The 13,890-nt window shown below is 72.0% G+C and carries 16 protein-coding genes; 3 read left to right on the top strand and 13 right to left on the bottom strand.

The genetic code is table 11. The annotated features are described in order from the left end of the window. Positions 1-10 precede the first annotated feature (10 nt). From FHS29_RS19870 to FHS29_RS19850, 5 genes are all read right to left on the bottom strand, one after another. Entirely contained in the window at positions 11-1,246 is a 1,236-nt protein-coding gene (locus FHS29_RS19870; RefSeq protein ID WP_184692545.1) for a ketosynthase chain-length factor, read from the bottom strand. Beyond that, positions 1,236-2,498, bottom strand: coding sequence for a beta-ketoacyl-[acyl-carrier-protein] synthase family protein (locus FHS29_RS19865; RefSeq protein WP_184692543.1), 1,263 nt, complete (start codon positions 2,496-2,498; stop codon positions 1,236-1,238). The genes FHS29_RS19870 and FHS29_RS19865 overlap by 11 nt, the downstream gene beginning before the upstream one ends. After that, positions 2,495-2,923: a cupin domain-containing protein gene (locus FHS29_RS19860; protein WP_184692541.1), complete on the bottom strand. Its 429-nt coding sequence runs from the start codon at positions 2,921-2,923 to the stop codon at positions 2,495-2,497. Before FHS29_RS19860 ends, FHS29_RS19865 begins: the two co-directional genes overlap by 4 nt. Further along, positions 2,920-3,255, bottom strand: coding sequence for a TcmI family type II polyketide cyclase (locus tag FHS29_RS19855; protein WP_184692539.1), 336 nt, complete (start codon positions 3,253-3,255; stop codon positions 2,920-2,922). The genes FHS29_RS19860 and FHS29_RS19855 overlap by 4 nt, the downstream gene beginning before the upstream one ends. A gap of 187 nt (positions 3,256-3,442) precedes the next feature. Further along, positions 3,443-3,934, bottom strand: a complete 492-nt coding sequence (locus FHS29_RS19850; protein WP_184692537.1) for an FBP domain-containing protein — start codon at positions 3,932-3,934, stop codon at positions 3,443-3,445. An 81-nt stretch (positions 3,935-4,015) separates the two neighbouring features. On the opposite strand from FHS29_RS19850, the gene FHS29_RS19845 reads away from it, so the two are divergent. Beyond that, positions 4,016-4,588, top strand: a complete 573-nt coding sequence (locus FHS29_RS19845; RefSeq protein WP_184692535.1) for a TetR/AcrR family transcriptional regulator — start codon at positions 4,016-4,018, stop codon at positions 4,586-4,588. 76 nt (positions 4,589-4,664) lie between these two features. Here FHS29_RS19845 and FHS29_RS19840 read toward each other — a convergent pair whose 3' ends face one another. Further along, on the bottom strand, positions 4,665-5,630 hold the full coding sequence (locus FHS29_RS19840) for a LysR family transcriptional regulator (RefSeq protein WP_184692533.1): 966 nt from the start codon (positions 5,628-5,630) through the stop codon (positions 4,665-4,667). A gap of 38 nt (positions 5,631-5,668) precedes the next feature. Here FHS29_RS19840 and FHS29_RS19835 point away from each other — a divergent pair, with 38 nt between their 5' ends. Continuing rightward, complete coding sequence (locus FHS29_RS19835) at positions 5,669-6,892, top strand: MFS transporter (protein ID WP_312865003.1); 1,224 nt, start codon at positions 5,669-5,671, stop codon at positions 6,890-6,892. Positions 6,893-6,914: 22 nt separating this feature from the next. Here the strand turns inward: FHS29_RS19835 and FHS29_RS19830 are convergent, their stop codons facing one another. Both FHS29_RS19830 and FHS29_RS19825 read right to left on the bottom strand, forming a co-directional pair. Further along, positions 6,915-7,781: a hypothetical protein gene (locus tag FHS29_RS19830; RefSeq protein ID WP_184692531.1), complete on the bottom strand. Its 867-nt coding sequence runs from the start codon at positions 7,779-7,781 to the stop codon at positions 6,915-6,917. A gap of 78 nt (positions 7,782-7,859) precedes the next feature. Further along, positions 7,860-8,387, bottom strand: a complete 528-nt coding sequence (locus FHS29_RS19825) for a hypothetical protein (RefSeq protein ID WP_184692529.1) — start codon at positions 8,385-8,387, stop codon at positions 7,860-7,862. A gap of 302 nt (positions 8,388-8,689) precedes the next feature. Here FHS29_RS19825 and FHS29_RS19820 point away from each other — a divergent pair, with 302 nt between their 5' ends. Beyond that, positions 8,690-10,477 carry a tetratricopeptide repeat protein gene (locus tag FHS29_RS19820; RefSeq protein ID WP_184692527.1) on the top strand — a complete coding sequence of 596 codons (1,788 nt, stop codon included), beginning with the start codon at positions 8,690-8,692 and terminating at the stop codon, positions 10,475-10,477. A gap of 59 nt (positions 10,478-10,536) precedes the next feature. Here the strand turns inward: FHS29_RS19820 and FHS29_RS19815 are convergent, their stop codons facing one another. The 5 genes from FHS29_RS19815 to FHS29_RS19795 form a co-directional block, all read right to left on the bottom strand. Continuing rightward, a complete protein-coding gene (locus FHS29_RS19815; RefSeq protein ID WP_184692525.1) occupies positions 10,537-10,749 on the bottom strand; it encodes a hypothetical protein in 213 nt (70 codons plus the stop codon). Positions 10,750-10,857: 108 nt separating this feature from the next. Continuing rightward, a complete protein-coding gene (locus tag FHS29_RS19810; RefSeq protein ID WP_376774456.1) occupies positions 10,858-11,559 on the bottom strand; it encodes an SDR family NAD(P)-dependent oxidoreductase in 702 nt (233 codons plus the stop codon). A 280-nt stretch (positions 11,560-11,839) separates the two neighbouring features. Beyond that, on the bottom strand, positions 11,840-12,787 hold the full coding sequence (locus FHS29_RS19805) for a class I SAM-dependent methyltransferase (protein ID WP_184692521.1): 948 nt from the start codon (positions 12,785-12,787) through the stop codon (positions 11,840-11,842). 310 nt (positions 12,788-13,097) lie between these two features. After that, positions 13,098-13,676, bottom strand: coding sequence for a hypothetical protein (locus FHS29_RS19800; RefSeq protein WP_184692519.1), 579 nt, complete (start codon positions 13,674-13,676; stop codon positions 13,098-13,100). Beyond that, on the bottom strand, positions 13,673-13,837 hold the full coding sequence (locus FHS29_RS19795) for a hypothetical protein (RefSeq protein WP_184692517.1): 165 nt from the start codon (positions 13,835-13,837) through the stop codon (positions 13,673-13,675). Before FHS29_RS19795 ends, FHS29_RS19800 begins: the two co-directional genes overlap by 4 nt. Between the last annotated feature and the right edge of the window lie 53 nt (positions 13,838-13,890).

Below are 13,890 nucleotides of genomic sequence, written 5' to 3'. Positions count from 1 at the left end.
TCGGTTGCCGTCAAGAGGTCGGCGCGGCGCGGCCGAGCACGACCGCCGAGGTGAACCCGCCGTAGCCGCGCGCCAGGACCACCGCGTGCCGCAGCGGCAGCTCGCGTGGCCGGTCGACCACCAGGTCGATGTCGCAGCCGGGAGCGAGGCGCTCCGGCCCGACGGTGTGCGGGACGACCCCGTCCCGCAGCGCCAGCAGGGCGGTGACGGCGTCCAGCGCAGCCCCTCCGCCGTAGAGCCGCCCGGTCAGCGTCTTGGGCGCGGTCACCGGCACCCCGCGCGGACCGAACACCGCGCTGATCGCCCGCGCCTCGGCCAGGTCCGGCCCCGGCACGCCCATCGCGTCGGCGAACACCACGTCCACTTCGGACGGACCGAGCCCGGCGTCCCGCAACGCCTCGCCGAGCACCCGTTCCAGCGCGGGCGGGCGGGTCGAACCCGGCGGCGGGTCGAACCCCGCCGCGTACCCCAGCAGCACGCCGTACCCGTCGGCGCGGCCACGCGCCCTGGCCGCACCCAGTTCCTCCGCGATGAGCACGGCCCCGCCCTCGCCGGGCAGGTAGCCGGACGCGTTCACGTCGAACGGCAGGTAGGCGCGATCCGGGTCGTCCACGGTGGACAGCAGGCCGGTGGGCAACTGCGCCACCAGCCCGTAGGGCGACAGCGACGCGTCGGTGCCACCCGTGACGACCAGCCGGCAGTCCGCCCGCGCCAGCCTGCGCGCGTGACCGAGCGCGTCCAGCCCGCCCGCCTGCTCGCCCGCCAGCACCGCGCACGGCCCGCGCATCCCGTACCGGATCGACAGCTGCCCGGTGGTGGCCGCGTAGAACCACGCGATCGACTGGTAGGCGCCGACGTGGTCGGGGCCGTCGCGCCACAGGCGTTCGATCTCCCGCTGCCCGAACTCCGTGCCGCCGGACGAGCTGGCGGTGACCACGGCCATCTCGTACTCCGGCAGCGCGGCCGGGTCGACCTCGGCGTCCCGCACCGCCTCCTGCGCGGCGACCAGGGCCATGTGGGTCCACCAGTCGGTCTGCGGGACCAGCCGGCCCGGGACGGCCTCGGCGACCGCCGGGTCGGTGACCTGGCCGGCCAGCCGGACCGGGTAGGGCGTCGGGTCGAACCGGGTGATCGGACCGATCCCGGACCGTCCTTTGAGGACCGACGCCCAGTGCTCCTCCAGGCTCGAACCGGTCGGGGCGATCACCCCGAGACCGGTGAACGCGATCGTGGTGTCAGGCAGCATCGCCCCGCCCCAGCACCATCGCGCTCTGGAACCCGCCGAACCCGCTGGCCACCGACAGCACGGTGTCCGCGCGGTGCTCGCGCGCGGTGAGCGGCACGTAGTCCAGGTCGCACTCCGGGTCGCGGGTCCGCAGGTTCGCCGTCGGCGGCACGGTCTCCCGGTCCAGCGCGAGGGCGCACGCGGCCACCTCGATCGCCCCGATCGCCCCGAGCGAGTGCCCGACCATCGACTTGATGGAGCTGACCGGCACCCGGTACGCGTGGTCGCCGAGGCTCCGCTTGAACGCCGCCGTCTCGTGCCGGTCGTTCTGCTTGGTGCCGGAGCCGTGCGCGTTGACGTAGCCGACGTCGTCCGGGTTCCTCCGGGCCCTGGCCAACGCGGCGGTGATGGCCTCCGCCATCTCCCGCCCGTCCGGCTTGAGCCCGGTCATGTGGAAGGCGTTGCTGCGACTGGCGAACCCGAGCAGCTCGCCGTAGACCCGGGCGCCGCGCGCACGCGCCGCCCCGCGTTCCTCCAGCACCAGCACGGCCGCGCCCTCGCCGAGCACGAACCCGTCCCGCTCGGCGTCGAACGGCCGGGACGCGTGCTCGGCGTCGTGGTTGCGCGGCGAGGTCGCCCTGATCGCGTCGAAGCACGCGGAGGTGATCGGCGACAGCGGCGCGTCGGTGGCGCCGGCCAGCACCACGTCCGCCGCACCGTCCGCGATGAGCTGCGCCCCGTGCCCCACCGCGTCGATACCGGACGTGCACCCGTCGGAGACCAGCGCGACCGGCCCCTCCGCCGCCACCTGCCAGGCGACCTCCACCGCCAGCGTGCTCGGCACCATGTGGCCGTAGAGGTGCGGCACCGCGTACCCGTGGTCCAGGTTCCAGCGCTGCCCGCCGTCGGACAGCACCACGTACTCCCGTTCCAGCGCCATGGTGCAGCCGACCGCGCTGCCGATGCTCACCCCGATCCGGTGCGGCGGGACGCGGTCCAGCGCGATCCCGCTGTCCAGCACCGCTTCCCGGGTGCCGACGACGGCGAACTGGGCCGCGCGGTCCATCCGCCGGACCTCCTGCGGCGAGAGCCCGTGCTCCGCCGGGTCGAAGTCGCACTCGGCGGCGATCCGCGAGCGGAACCCGGTGGCGTCGAACAACGAGATGCTCCGCGTCGCGGTCCGCCCCTCGGTCAGCAGCGCCCAGAAGTTCTCCCGGCCGACCCCACCGGGCGCGACCACCCCGATGCCGGTGATGACGGCCGTCCGGCTCACGACGGTCCCCCGACGTCGATGTTCGGCTGCCCGCCGGACAGCGGCGCCTCGGTGTCGACGTGGCCGAGCTCGGGCCGCGGCGCCAACGGCGACAGGTGGAACACGACGTGCGCGTGGGACGTGCCGGTGTTGACCAGCCGGTGGCGGGCGTTGACCGGCACGAGCAGCGAGTCCCCGGCGGTCAGCGCGATCGGCTCACCGTCCAGCAGCATCTCCAGTTCCCCGGTGACGACGTGCAGGAACTCCTCGGAGTACGGGTGGTAGTGCTCGGTCACGAAGTCGCCGGGCGCGAGGTCGAGCACACCCCCGAACCCGGAGCCCGCGCCGACCGTCCGGGGGCTCAGCGTCACCCGGATCTGCCCGCCCCGGCGGACGTTGGGCTCGACCGACCCGGCGGCGACCTTCAGCGTCCTGGTCGTGGTCACTGGACCCGCCCCGCCGTCGCCGTCCACCGGTAGAACGGCTTGGCCATCGCGTCGGCGGGTTCCTTCCAGTCCGGGTCGTACGGCGAGATGTACTTCCCCAACTTGGTGTTGATGTCCCGGTAGAGCGCGTGGTCACGCGCTTCGTACAGGTTCGGCGTGATGTCCTCGTCCGCTTCGACGAGGTGGAAGTAGAGACCGTGGAAGAGGAACAACGTCCGACTGGACACCCCGATCCGCCGCGGCAGTTCGGTGGTGTCGGACTCGGCGAAGACCTCGGCGACGGCCTCCGTGTCGCGCGGGTCGAGCTTGGCGACGATGAGCGTGCGATGCACGGCAACCTCCCGGATGGGTAGCAGAGCGCCGCACAGACGGTCACCGACCTACCTGGTGCCTGACTCGAAAGCCGGCAGTGCCACCTCACCCGTACGGGCGCACGTGATCAGCGCCCGACCGCATTCCCTCACGCGCCGTGACCACCCCGTCTCAGAGGGCATTCCGCAGTAGTCGGTGGCGCCGACGTCAGCCGGTCACCTTGACCAGGAACGCGTTCAGGTTGGCCTTGGTCCGCTCGATCGTCTCCTCCGGCGTGAGCGACTCGTGCAGCCGCCCGCCCGGCTCGACCTCCTTCTTCCCGCGCAGGTAGAGCGAGCAGGCCAGATCGGCGCAGAAGTAGGAGCCGACCGAGTTGCCCAACTGCCCTTCACGCCCGGCCTTGCGCGCGGTCATCAGCGCGACGCCGTCACCGGAGTGCGTGGTCATGCACAGCGTGCACATGCTGCGCCGCATGTGACCGTGCGGCGTGGCCAGCCGCAGCGCGACCGCCACGAACCCGTCGCCGGACTCGGTGACCAGGTAGGCGCGCTGCGGCGAGGCGGGATCGCGCCAGCCGAGGAAGTCCAGGTCGTCCCATGGCCGGGTGGCCAGGTCCTTCGGTACGGCCAGGCGCTTCGCCTCGCCCTTGGTGCAGTTGATGAATGACGCGCGGATGTCGCGTTCGGTAACCGGCCTCATGACCTGGAAGCTACCCCTGCTAGTCCACATGCGCGACTCATTAAGTAGTAGCCTAGGGCACCTAGGAACGGAAGGTGGCGCATGGCACGTGCGGGAGTGACCCCCGAACGCCTCACCCTGGCGGCGGCGGACCTGGCCGACGAGATCGGCTTCGACAACGTGACCGTCTCGGCGCTCGCGCGCGGCTTCGGCGTCAAGGACGCCAGCCTGTACTCCCACGTCAAGAACGCGCAGGAGCTGCGGACCAGGGTCGCGGTGCTGGCCTTGGCGGAACTCGCCGACCGGGTCGCCGCCGCGCTGGCCGGCCGCGCGGGCAAGGACGCCCTGGTCGCCTTCGCCGACGCCTACCGCGACTACGCCAGACAGCACCCCGGCCGGTACGCCGCCGCTCAAGAGCAGCTCGACCCGGAGACGTTGGCGGCCAGTGCGGCCAGGCGGCACTCGGAAATGACGCGGGCGATCCTGCGCGGCTACCGACTGTCCGAGCCCGACCAGACCGACGCGATCCGCTTGCTGCACAGCACTTTCCACGGCTACGTGAGCCTGGAGGCAGCCGGCGGCTTCCGCCACAACCCGCGTGACGCCGACATCTCGTGGTCGCGAAGCCTGGACGCTCTCGACATCGCCCTCAGGAACTGGCCCGCCACCCCGTGAGCCTGCCAACTCGCTAGTCCGCCAACTCATGAGCCACCCGGCCTCTCACCACCGGACCGCGGGCGACGTCGGTTCGTCAGCCGGCCAAGGGTTCCGCTTCACCGACCGAGGCATCCCCGAACCGTTCCGGCCGCGACCGGTGATCGGGGTCGGGCAGTGTGTCGACGACGGCCTGGGCGAAAGCGCGCGCCTGCGGCGGAGTGCGGTGGCGGTGCCGGACGAGGCCGAGCTCGGAGACGGGCAGGCCCGTGACGGGCACGAACGCGACCGAGCTGCGGTGGGAGTGGTGGGCGGCCGTGGCCCGGCACAGCAGCATGGTGCCCCGGTCCGCCGCGACGAGGCTCAGGCCCTCCTGCAACGTGTGGACCGCGGGCCCGGACGGCACCGGGCGGCCCGTCGGGGTGCGCGTCGGGGCGTGGACGGCGCGCCAGTACTCGGGCGCGTCGCTGTGGACGCCGATGACCCGGCACTCCGCGAGTTCCTCGGCACTCACCGACTCCCGCGCGGAGAAGGGGTGGCGGGCCGAGACCGCGAGGGTGTGGTGGTGCCGGGAGAACACCGGGCCGACCACGAAGTCCGGCTCCCGCACCGGCAGCAGCACGACCGCGGTGTCCACCTCACGTCGGCGGAGTGCGCCGAAGGGGTCGGACAGCGGGATCTCCACCAGGTCGACCACGCAGTCCGGGTACCGGTCGCCGAACAGCGTGAGCGCATCGGTGAGGTGGCCGTCGAGAGTGCCCTGGAAGCCGACGCGCAGGGACGCGCCGATACCCCGCGCCGCCGCGCGGACGTCGTCCACCGCCCGGTGCAGAGCCTCGTACGCAGGCCCGAGATCGGCCAGGAACCGCTCGCCGAGGGCGGTCAACCGCACACGGCGGCTGGTCCGGTCGACCAGCGTGGCACCGACGCGGGACTCCAGCGAGCGGAGCAGCTGGCTGACCCGGCTCTGCGACACGTAGAGCCGCTGACCGGCCCGGCCGAAGTGCAGTTCCTCGGCCAGCACGAGGAACGCCTCCAGCTCCCGCACCTCCAGACCGCTCACGGACGTCCTCCCGATCCAGTAGCCCCGCTAATGGAAGCGTGAGGGATCGGCCGTTGTTCCCGATGGCGTCCCCGGCTTGTCTGGTGGACATGCACAAGATCGAGGAACGGCGGGACGTCCGGGGCTGGCCCGCGGTGGCGGCGCTGGCGGTGGCGACGTTCACCGTGGTCACCTCCGAGATGCTCCCCGTGGGGCTGCTGACCCCGATCGCGGGCGCCCTGGAGGTCTCGGGAGGAACGGTCGGGCTGACCCTGACGGTGACCGGCCTCGTCGCGGCGGTGTCCGCTCCCCTGCTGGTCCCGGCGTTCGGTGCGGCCGACCGCCGAGCGGTGCTGGCGGTGCTGATGGCGGTGCTCGCGCTGGGGAACCTGGTGGCGGCCTGGTCGCCGTCGTTCGCCGTGATGGTGGTCGCCCGGGTGCTGGTGGGGATCGGCGTGGGCGGGGTGTGGGCGCTGGCCGGCGGGCTGGCCGCGCGCCTGGCGCCCCCGGCGTCGGTCGGTCCGGCGACCTCGCTGGTCTTCAGCGGCGTCGCCGCGGCGTCCGTGCTGGGCGTCCCGACGGGCACCTACCTGGGCGAGGTGGTGGGCTGGCGGGTGTCCTTCGTCATCGCGGGCGGGTTGGCCCTGGCGGTCCTGTCGGCGCTGGTGGTCGTGCTGCCCCGGCTGCCGGTCGGCGGGCCGGTGCGGCTGGGCGGCACGCTGCGGCTGGCCGCCCACCCCCCGGTCGCGACCGGGCTGGTCGTGGTCGTCCTGCTGGTCGTCGGGCACTTCGCCGCCTACACCTACGTGCGGCCGGTGCTGGAGGACGTGTCCGGGGCCCAGGCAGGCACCATCGCCACGTTGCTGCTGGTGTACGGCGTGGCGGGGATCGTGGGCAACTTCGCGGGCGGCCTGGGGGCGGCCCGCTCGCCCAGGGCGACGCTGCTGGCCGTCAGCGCGGTGCTGGCGGCGACGGTGGCGCTGGTGCCGGTGGTGGGCACGTCGGTGCCGACCGCGGCGGCGCTGCTGGTGGTGTGGGGACTGGCGTACGGGGCGGTCTCGGTGAGCACGCAGACCTGGCTGCTCGCCGCCGCGCCGCACGCCCACGAGTCGGCGTCCGCCCTGTTCTCGGGCGTGTTCAACGGAGCCATCGCGCTGGGCGCGCTCGGCGGTGGCCTGGTGGCCGACGGGATCGGCCTCACGGCGGTGATGTGGCTGGGTGCGGCGCTGGCCGCGGCGGCGTCGCCGGTGCTCCTCCGAGGCCGCGCCCCTTCCGCCCGGTGACCCCGCGGCCCTCGGCGCGGTCTCAGTCGGCGGGTAGCCAGTCGCCGGGGGAAGGGTGGCGCCGAAGCGCCACGAAGATCGACCTGTCGTGGGTCGGGCGCTCCGGGTCGAACAGCACTTCGGCGAGACCGGCACCGGTCACGACCCCGACGTCCGACGTGCGGCGGATCACCCAGTGCCGGACTCCGGCGAGGTCGACGAAGCAGACGGTGACTATCGCGCCGACGGCGCGGCCCCGGCCCGTCTCGCTGTTCGTCGAGATGCGCAGCTTCACGTCGACCACGTCCGCCGGCACGCGGCGGCCTCGCGCCAGCAACCGATCCCGCTCCTCGACCATGTCGGCGTACCGGCGGGCGAGCCTGATGGTCTGGAGCACCACCAGTGACGTCACCACGAGCAGCAACGCGGGCAACCACCGGTCCGCGTAGTACATGACCCAGGCCCAGAGTCCCCAGGCCTCGTCCCTGTGGAAGATCGGGTCGACTTGGGTACCGACGGCGAGCGGCGGACGCCACCCCCGTGACGACACCCACGTTCCGACGGTGTGCCCCGCCGACGCCAAGGAGATCGGGAACACGGGAGCCGACGGACGCCCCTGGTACCGCCGCGCGGCGCCGGCGGCCAGGTGGCCCGCGAGGATGCAACCGAGGAAGCCGAACGTGCCCCACACCAACCGGTACGGCGGATCGCCGTCGCCGCGGTCGTCGAAGACGCTGTCGACGGCCACGGTCCGGAACTGCTCCACGAGTTCACCGAAACCGATGCCCGCCAGATATCCGAGAACGAGGGTGGCCGCCGAAGCCACGACCGCGCCGACGAGCAACACCGGACTCCCCCGCCGGCGTTCGTCGCGGTCGTGCCGGACCTGTGCCGGGTCCACCGTGTTCATGACGTTCCCTCCCGGTATCCGCGCGGAGATCGCGCAGGCGTGACACCTGTCCGGTGTCTTCGACGTTCCGGCCGTGACTCAGTCGACGAGCCCGAACACACCGACCTGGGCCGGGTCGCGCGGGTCGATCCTGGCCTCGTGCTTGGTGCCCGGCGTGTACTGCGAGAACACCATGGCGGGCACCAGGTGCGTGATCGTGGTCTGGTACGTCGTGCCGTCCGCGCGGGTGACATCGAGCAGCGAGGTGTACTGCTGCTGGCCCGCGACCGTCGACCCGGTCGGATCGAGCGTGCGGATGACGGCGGTGGCGGGTTCGCCGGACTCGTGGAGCCTGCGCAGGTTCCGGCCGTAGGCGTTGGCTTCGCCCTGCTGGCGCAACTGCTCCTCGCCGGGCAGCGCGAGGAACTCGACCATCGCCGGGTCCTCGTCGACCGCCCGGAACCCCTGCGCCGCCATGCCGACCGTCGGCATCTGCGGCCTGATGTCGTGGCCCTGCCTGGCCGCTTCCTGCTGGAACTGCGCCGCGTGCCACTGGAAGTCCCGCTCGCCCCGCGCCGTTGCCTGCTGCGTCGCTTCGTTGATCCTGTCGCGGATTTTCTTGAACACGTTGTCCCGCCTCCCGAGCCGCTGACGTTGTGGGCACATCCTGCGGCGGGCGAAGCGCCTACCGATCCCAGGTTTCGCGCGGACCGCCGGTCGAGGACGGGTCGGCCGGCGTTCCACGAGCGCGACAACGGCTCGACCGGTCGGACCACGCGGGCTGAGGCGACCGGACGCAGCAGGAGTCGATCGCGCAACGACAGGAAGTTTCCGCCCGGGCAGACCGCTCGATCGCGGGACGGCGGCGGGGTCGACCCGCCAGCATGAGGGCGCCGTCTCTACAGGCACCTCCCCGTGAAAGGACCGCAGTGGACCAGCCGACCCCGCCGGAGCCCACCCCGGAGGCATCGCCACCGGTGCCCGCACCGGAACCCGCGGCGGCGACGCCACCGCAGCCGACACCACCGCAGCCGACGCCCGAAGCCCCGCAGGAGGCAGCGGAAACCCCGCGGACACCCGAGTCCACGCCCGTGGCGGAGGTGGAGGTGGAGGTGGAGACGCCACCACAGGACAGCGCGGAACCCGCGCCCGAGCCCGTGCCGGCGACCACGAGCGAACCCGTGCCGCCGACCACGGCGGAGTCGCCCTGGCAGTACTCGTCGCAGCCGGTGCCCGTGGTCACGGTCCAGCTGCCGTGGCAGCAGGCAGCGGAAACCCCGCCGGGCTCCGGGTTCGGAGCGCCGCACGAAGCACCGCCGGTCGTCGAACGGGTAGTCGACCCGCCTGCCGCCGCGCTCGCCAACGCCTCCCTGCTCGGTGCCGGCTACCTGATGCTGGGCCGCAGGCAGGCCGCCATCGTGACCGGCTTCATCACCCTCGTGCTCCTCGTCGTCCTCGCCTCGTTCGTCCGGTCCCTGTGGTTGGAGGTGGTCGTCGTCCTGTGGTGGGCGGCCGTCATCGCGCACGGCTGGCGCCTGGCAGGTGGACGCGGGCGCACCCCCGGCCCGCACGCGCGACGGCAACGGCTGATCGCGCTCGCCACCACGGTCCCGGTGCTGCTGGCAGTCGGCTTCCTGCGGTTCGACGCCGCCGGCATCGAGCAGGACGCCGCCGATGCCCGCAGCGCGGGCGACTGCCCCCAGGCCGTGGCCGCCGTGGACCGGCTGTGGTTCGGTCACCGCCTGGCCAACGCGCCTCTCACCGTGCGTGGCGAGGACACCGTGCTGGCGTGCAAGCGACTCGACGCGGCCGCCGGCGAGCTGCGCACCGCGTTGACCGGCGACCTCAAAGCCTTGGAGACCGGCTTCGCCGACCTCTCGGCGGTGCTGGTCGAACTGCCCGGCTACGAGAAGGTCGTGGAGCGCGTCCTGGACGGCTTCCTGGCCGGCCTGCCCACCCGGGACGCCTGTGACACCAGGGACCTCACCGAATGGCTTCGCGAGCGCGGAAGCAAGGGCAATGCGCTGGACCGCGCGACCGAAGTGGTGCCGCGCGTCGCCCCGGCGGCCATCGTGCAGTGCGCCGACAGCCTCATGGCGTCCACCGCGTTCACCGAGGCCCGCGAGCGCTACCAGGAGCTGCTCGACCAGTACCCGACGCACGAACTCGCGCCCAAGGCCAAGGAGGGCGTGCAGAAGGCCACGTGGGCGATCGAACTCGCGAACGTGCGGTCGCTGCTCGCCACCCCGTCGACGGACAAGCCCAAGTACTGCGACGCGCCAGCCCCGTACAGCGCCGCCGCGCCCTACGGCGCCCAGAGCCCCAACCGCATGTGGCTGGCGGGCACCAACGAGCACACCAAACGGCTTCCGGGCGACTGGCTGGTCAACGACGTGGCCAACGCGACGTTGGTGGTGTGCGCGGGTGCCGTGGCCCACGGCTCCGTCGCGGAGACGTGCACGTACCTGTTCTCGGGGATTCTCAGCGGGGAGAAGGACGTGACGTTCCACCGGATCGCGATCCCGGTGCGCGTCTACGAGGTGAAGACCGGCCGGTTGATCACGGACACCACCCTGGAGATCAACGGCGAGAGCTGCCCGACGGTCGTCAACTACACCACGTACAACCGCCTCGACACCGGACCGGCCTCCGACATGTACGTCACCGCCTCCGAGGCCGACGTGCACGCCGCGTTCAACCCGCTGATCAACCCGTGACTTCCGGGGCGTCATCCCGCGCCAGGCCGATTCGCGGGCCTGGCGGTCGGATTCCGCGACTACTCGGGACGATCCTCGTCCACGACCTCCGTGGCGCCCCTCTTGGCGAACGCCGCCCACAGGTTGAACCCCAAGATCCCGAGACCGATCGCGGCCCACAGCCAGATGAAGCCGTTGTCCTTCGGGAACTTCAGGAGGACGAAGACGACGATCGCCAGACCGGCCACAGCACCGAAGACCGCGGCCGGTTTGGAAGGTCGGATGCGTGCCACTCGAATACCTCCCCCAGTGTGATCATGTCCACCAGGGGATATCCAGCCAAGCGAAAGCCGAAACACGCTCACAACACCGACCACCCCAGACCGACGTGGACCATCGGATCACCTGACCGGGTCGGCCGATCCGACCCACCAGGGTGCGATCTGGCGCGGTCGCAGGGTGATCGCGTCGCAGATCATCGTGACGGCCTCGGCGTGTACCCGGTCGGGTGATCGTGCCCAGAGCGAACCGGTTCCGCCCGTGCGGGTACCGATCAGTCCTCTGTAGATGCTCGTGGTGGTGAAGCCGGGGTCGTGGGTGGCCGGGGTCAGGCTGCGGAACCAGACGTCGAACGCGGCCTGTGACGCGCGGCGGCCACCCCAGGCGGCCGGCACGGGGAGGCGGACGTGCGCCGGCGAGATGTTGATCAGGTGGGCGTTGCCGGTCCGCATCGCGGGCAGCAGGCTGCGGATGAGCGTGCTCGGGCCGACGTAGTGGGTGTTGATCGGGTGCTGGGGACCGTGGGTCGGGCGGCACGGCTGTGTCGCGGGCCGGCGGGGTGGGGTGCCGGCGTTGTGGATCACGAGGTCGAGATCGTCGTGCTCGTCGAGCACCTGATTCGCCAACATCCGCATGGCGACGGGGGTGGCGTGATCGACCCGGTAGACCGACACCGGTCCACCGGGCTCGCGGGCGGGTGCGACGGGCTGGTCGGCCAGGTGCGTGGCCACGAGGACTTTCGCGCCTACCCGGGCCAGGCATCGCGTGGCGGCTTCGGTGACACCGCACGCCGTTCCGACCAGCAGGACCGTCCTGCCGAACACGGCGTGCCGGAGCGGGGTGTCGTTCACGCGGTGCCTTCCGTCGAGGACCGAGGCCACCGGCAGCCCCACGACGCCGGGCGGTCACCAGTCCGTGATCATGATCCAGCTCCACCCGGGTGACCGACCATTCCCCGGATGCGTGGTCAGTGCTGACTGCCTGTGTTCGCCGCTCTCCAAACCGGCACGACCCGGATGCTGGCGCCGGCGGCGCGCAACACGTCCACCGGGTCAACCACGACCGCACCACGCCAGTCGATGGCGGGGTAGCAGCGCTCCCGCCTCACCGCACGCCCCCCGAACCGGCGGGTCCGGGCCGGTCCAGCACCAGAGCCGAGTAACGGCAGGCCCGCCCGAACACCAGGTGCGCCCGGACGGAGGTCACCACCTCGGCCCAGTCGTCACGGGTCAGCTCGCGCAGACCCGGCCAGCGCAGGCACAGCGCCCGACGACCCGCCTCGGTGGCCACCAGCCGCGGTGCCGGCTTCATGAGTCCCAGCGGGAGCCGAACGACCGGCCGCGTCCAGTCGTGCACCGCGCGGACCGTGAAGCCCACCTCCGCCGCGTGGGTCAGGTACCGCGGCAACGGCTCCAAGTCCTCGAAGCACCAAGCCGAGCGCACTAGGCCGGTGGGGTCGGCGGTGTCGATGGTGCCCGGGTCGGCCGTGGGCCAGGTGAGGTCGACCAGCACCAGTCGCCCACCCGGCCGCAGCAGCCGGAAGCTCTCGGCCAGGAAGGCACGTCGCCCGTCGGGACCGAAGTGGAAGGCCGCCTCCAGGCAGTGCACGCGGTCGAACGTGCCGTCGGCCAACTCGACGTCCGCAGCCCTCGGCGGCAACGCCGTGACGTCGGCAACCGCGAAGCGGGTGTTCGGCCGATCACCGAACCGCCGCCGTGCCTCGGCGATCTGCTCGTCCTGGACATCCAAACCCAGCGCCGCGCAACCCGCCTCACCCAACGTCGCGGTAGACAGCCCCCGGCCGCAGCAGGCGTCCAGCACCCGGTGCCCCGGCCGGGCGTCCAACAGGGCCAGCGACCGGTGCAACAACCTGCGCTGAAACCACCCCAGCCCACCGAGCACCGCGGGCAACGCCGGCCAGGTGAAGTAGCCGATGTTGACCAGGTCGCCCCAGCCGAGGTGGCTGAGGAAGCGGAACAACGCGTTCGCGTCGTTGTACGAGTCGGCGATGGGCGCACGGCGTCGGCCGTGCTCCGGAGGCTGCGATGTCATGACCAAGCCCTTCCCGTGCGCCCCAAACCCAAACACATGCGGACGAACTCCGCGACGCCAGCGACCGCGGTAAAGGCTTCCCCCGGACCTGATCGCGTCCACTCCGAGCGCGGATATCGCCAGCTGGAACTTGTTGCGGATGACATAGCCCGTCCGCTGGAGTCCATACCGAAGAGCGCGCGCCGACGCCGAAACAGATACCGGCCGGGGCCTACCCGTCCGAGGCGTGTTCGTCACCCGCGTTATGTTGAACCGACGTTCAACCGAAATGTCGGTAGCCGGCCACCAGCTCGGACCGCGTCTTTCACCTTCAATCGTGGTCGCTGCGGATGGGCAGGACGGTCTCCGGGGTGTCGTGGGTGAGCGGGTGCGACAGGGCTCGGGCACGGAGTGTGGCTCCGTAGTGGTCGGTCTGTTTGTGGATGACGGTCGGGGCGGCCGGAGCGGGCCAGAGGGAGAGTCGGTAGAACTCGACAGGGTCGGTGGCCACCTGGTCGACGGCAGTGTCGCGGCCTCGGACGTGGACACGCACCCGGTAGGTGCCGGGACCGGCGTGGGTGAGTACGGGCAGCCCTTGCGGCGGGTTGCTCATCAGTCCGGCGGCGCGGACCTCGCCGTGGGGTGCGTCCAGGGAGATCTCCACGACGTCGTCCCAGGGCGCGGTGTCCGGTTCCGGTGCGTGGTCGTGCAGGTCCACGGAGAGGTCGACGTATCCGGTGTGGATGCTGGCGAGGACGACCGCGGCCCCTCGTTGGGCGGCCACCAGTCCGTTGGCGTGTGCGGCGTCGAGCGTCGGCGGCGACGTGCCGTCCATACCGCGGTCGACGAGTTCGAACTGGTGGTAGCTCAGACGTAGGAGGGCGTGGGCGTTCCTCACCGGCTCGTTCACAGCGTGTCCACTCTGCGGGGGTCAGGGGTGATGTAGACCATGAAAGCATCACGTTCCAGGACCCGGTCCCCGCTGTAGAAGCGCGACAGCACGCCACCGCCACCGCTGTTCTGGCTCTCGTCGATCACCCGCCGGCTGAACCTGCCTCCGCCGGTGAGCACGCCTTCCCAAGTGGGGTGCCAACTGGTACTCGTCGCAGCTCTTTCCGGGCGGC

Origin of the sequence: Saccharothrix tamanrassetensis (assembly GCF_014203665.1) — a bacterium.
GTDB lineage: Bacteria > Actinomycetota > Actinomycetes > Mycobacteriales > Pseudonocardiaceae > Actinosynnema > Actinosynnema tamanrassetense.
The sequence above is the reverse complement of the archived record's forward strand: the minus strand, read 5'-3'. Positions and strand labels throughout refer to the sequence as shown.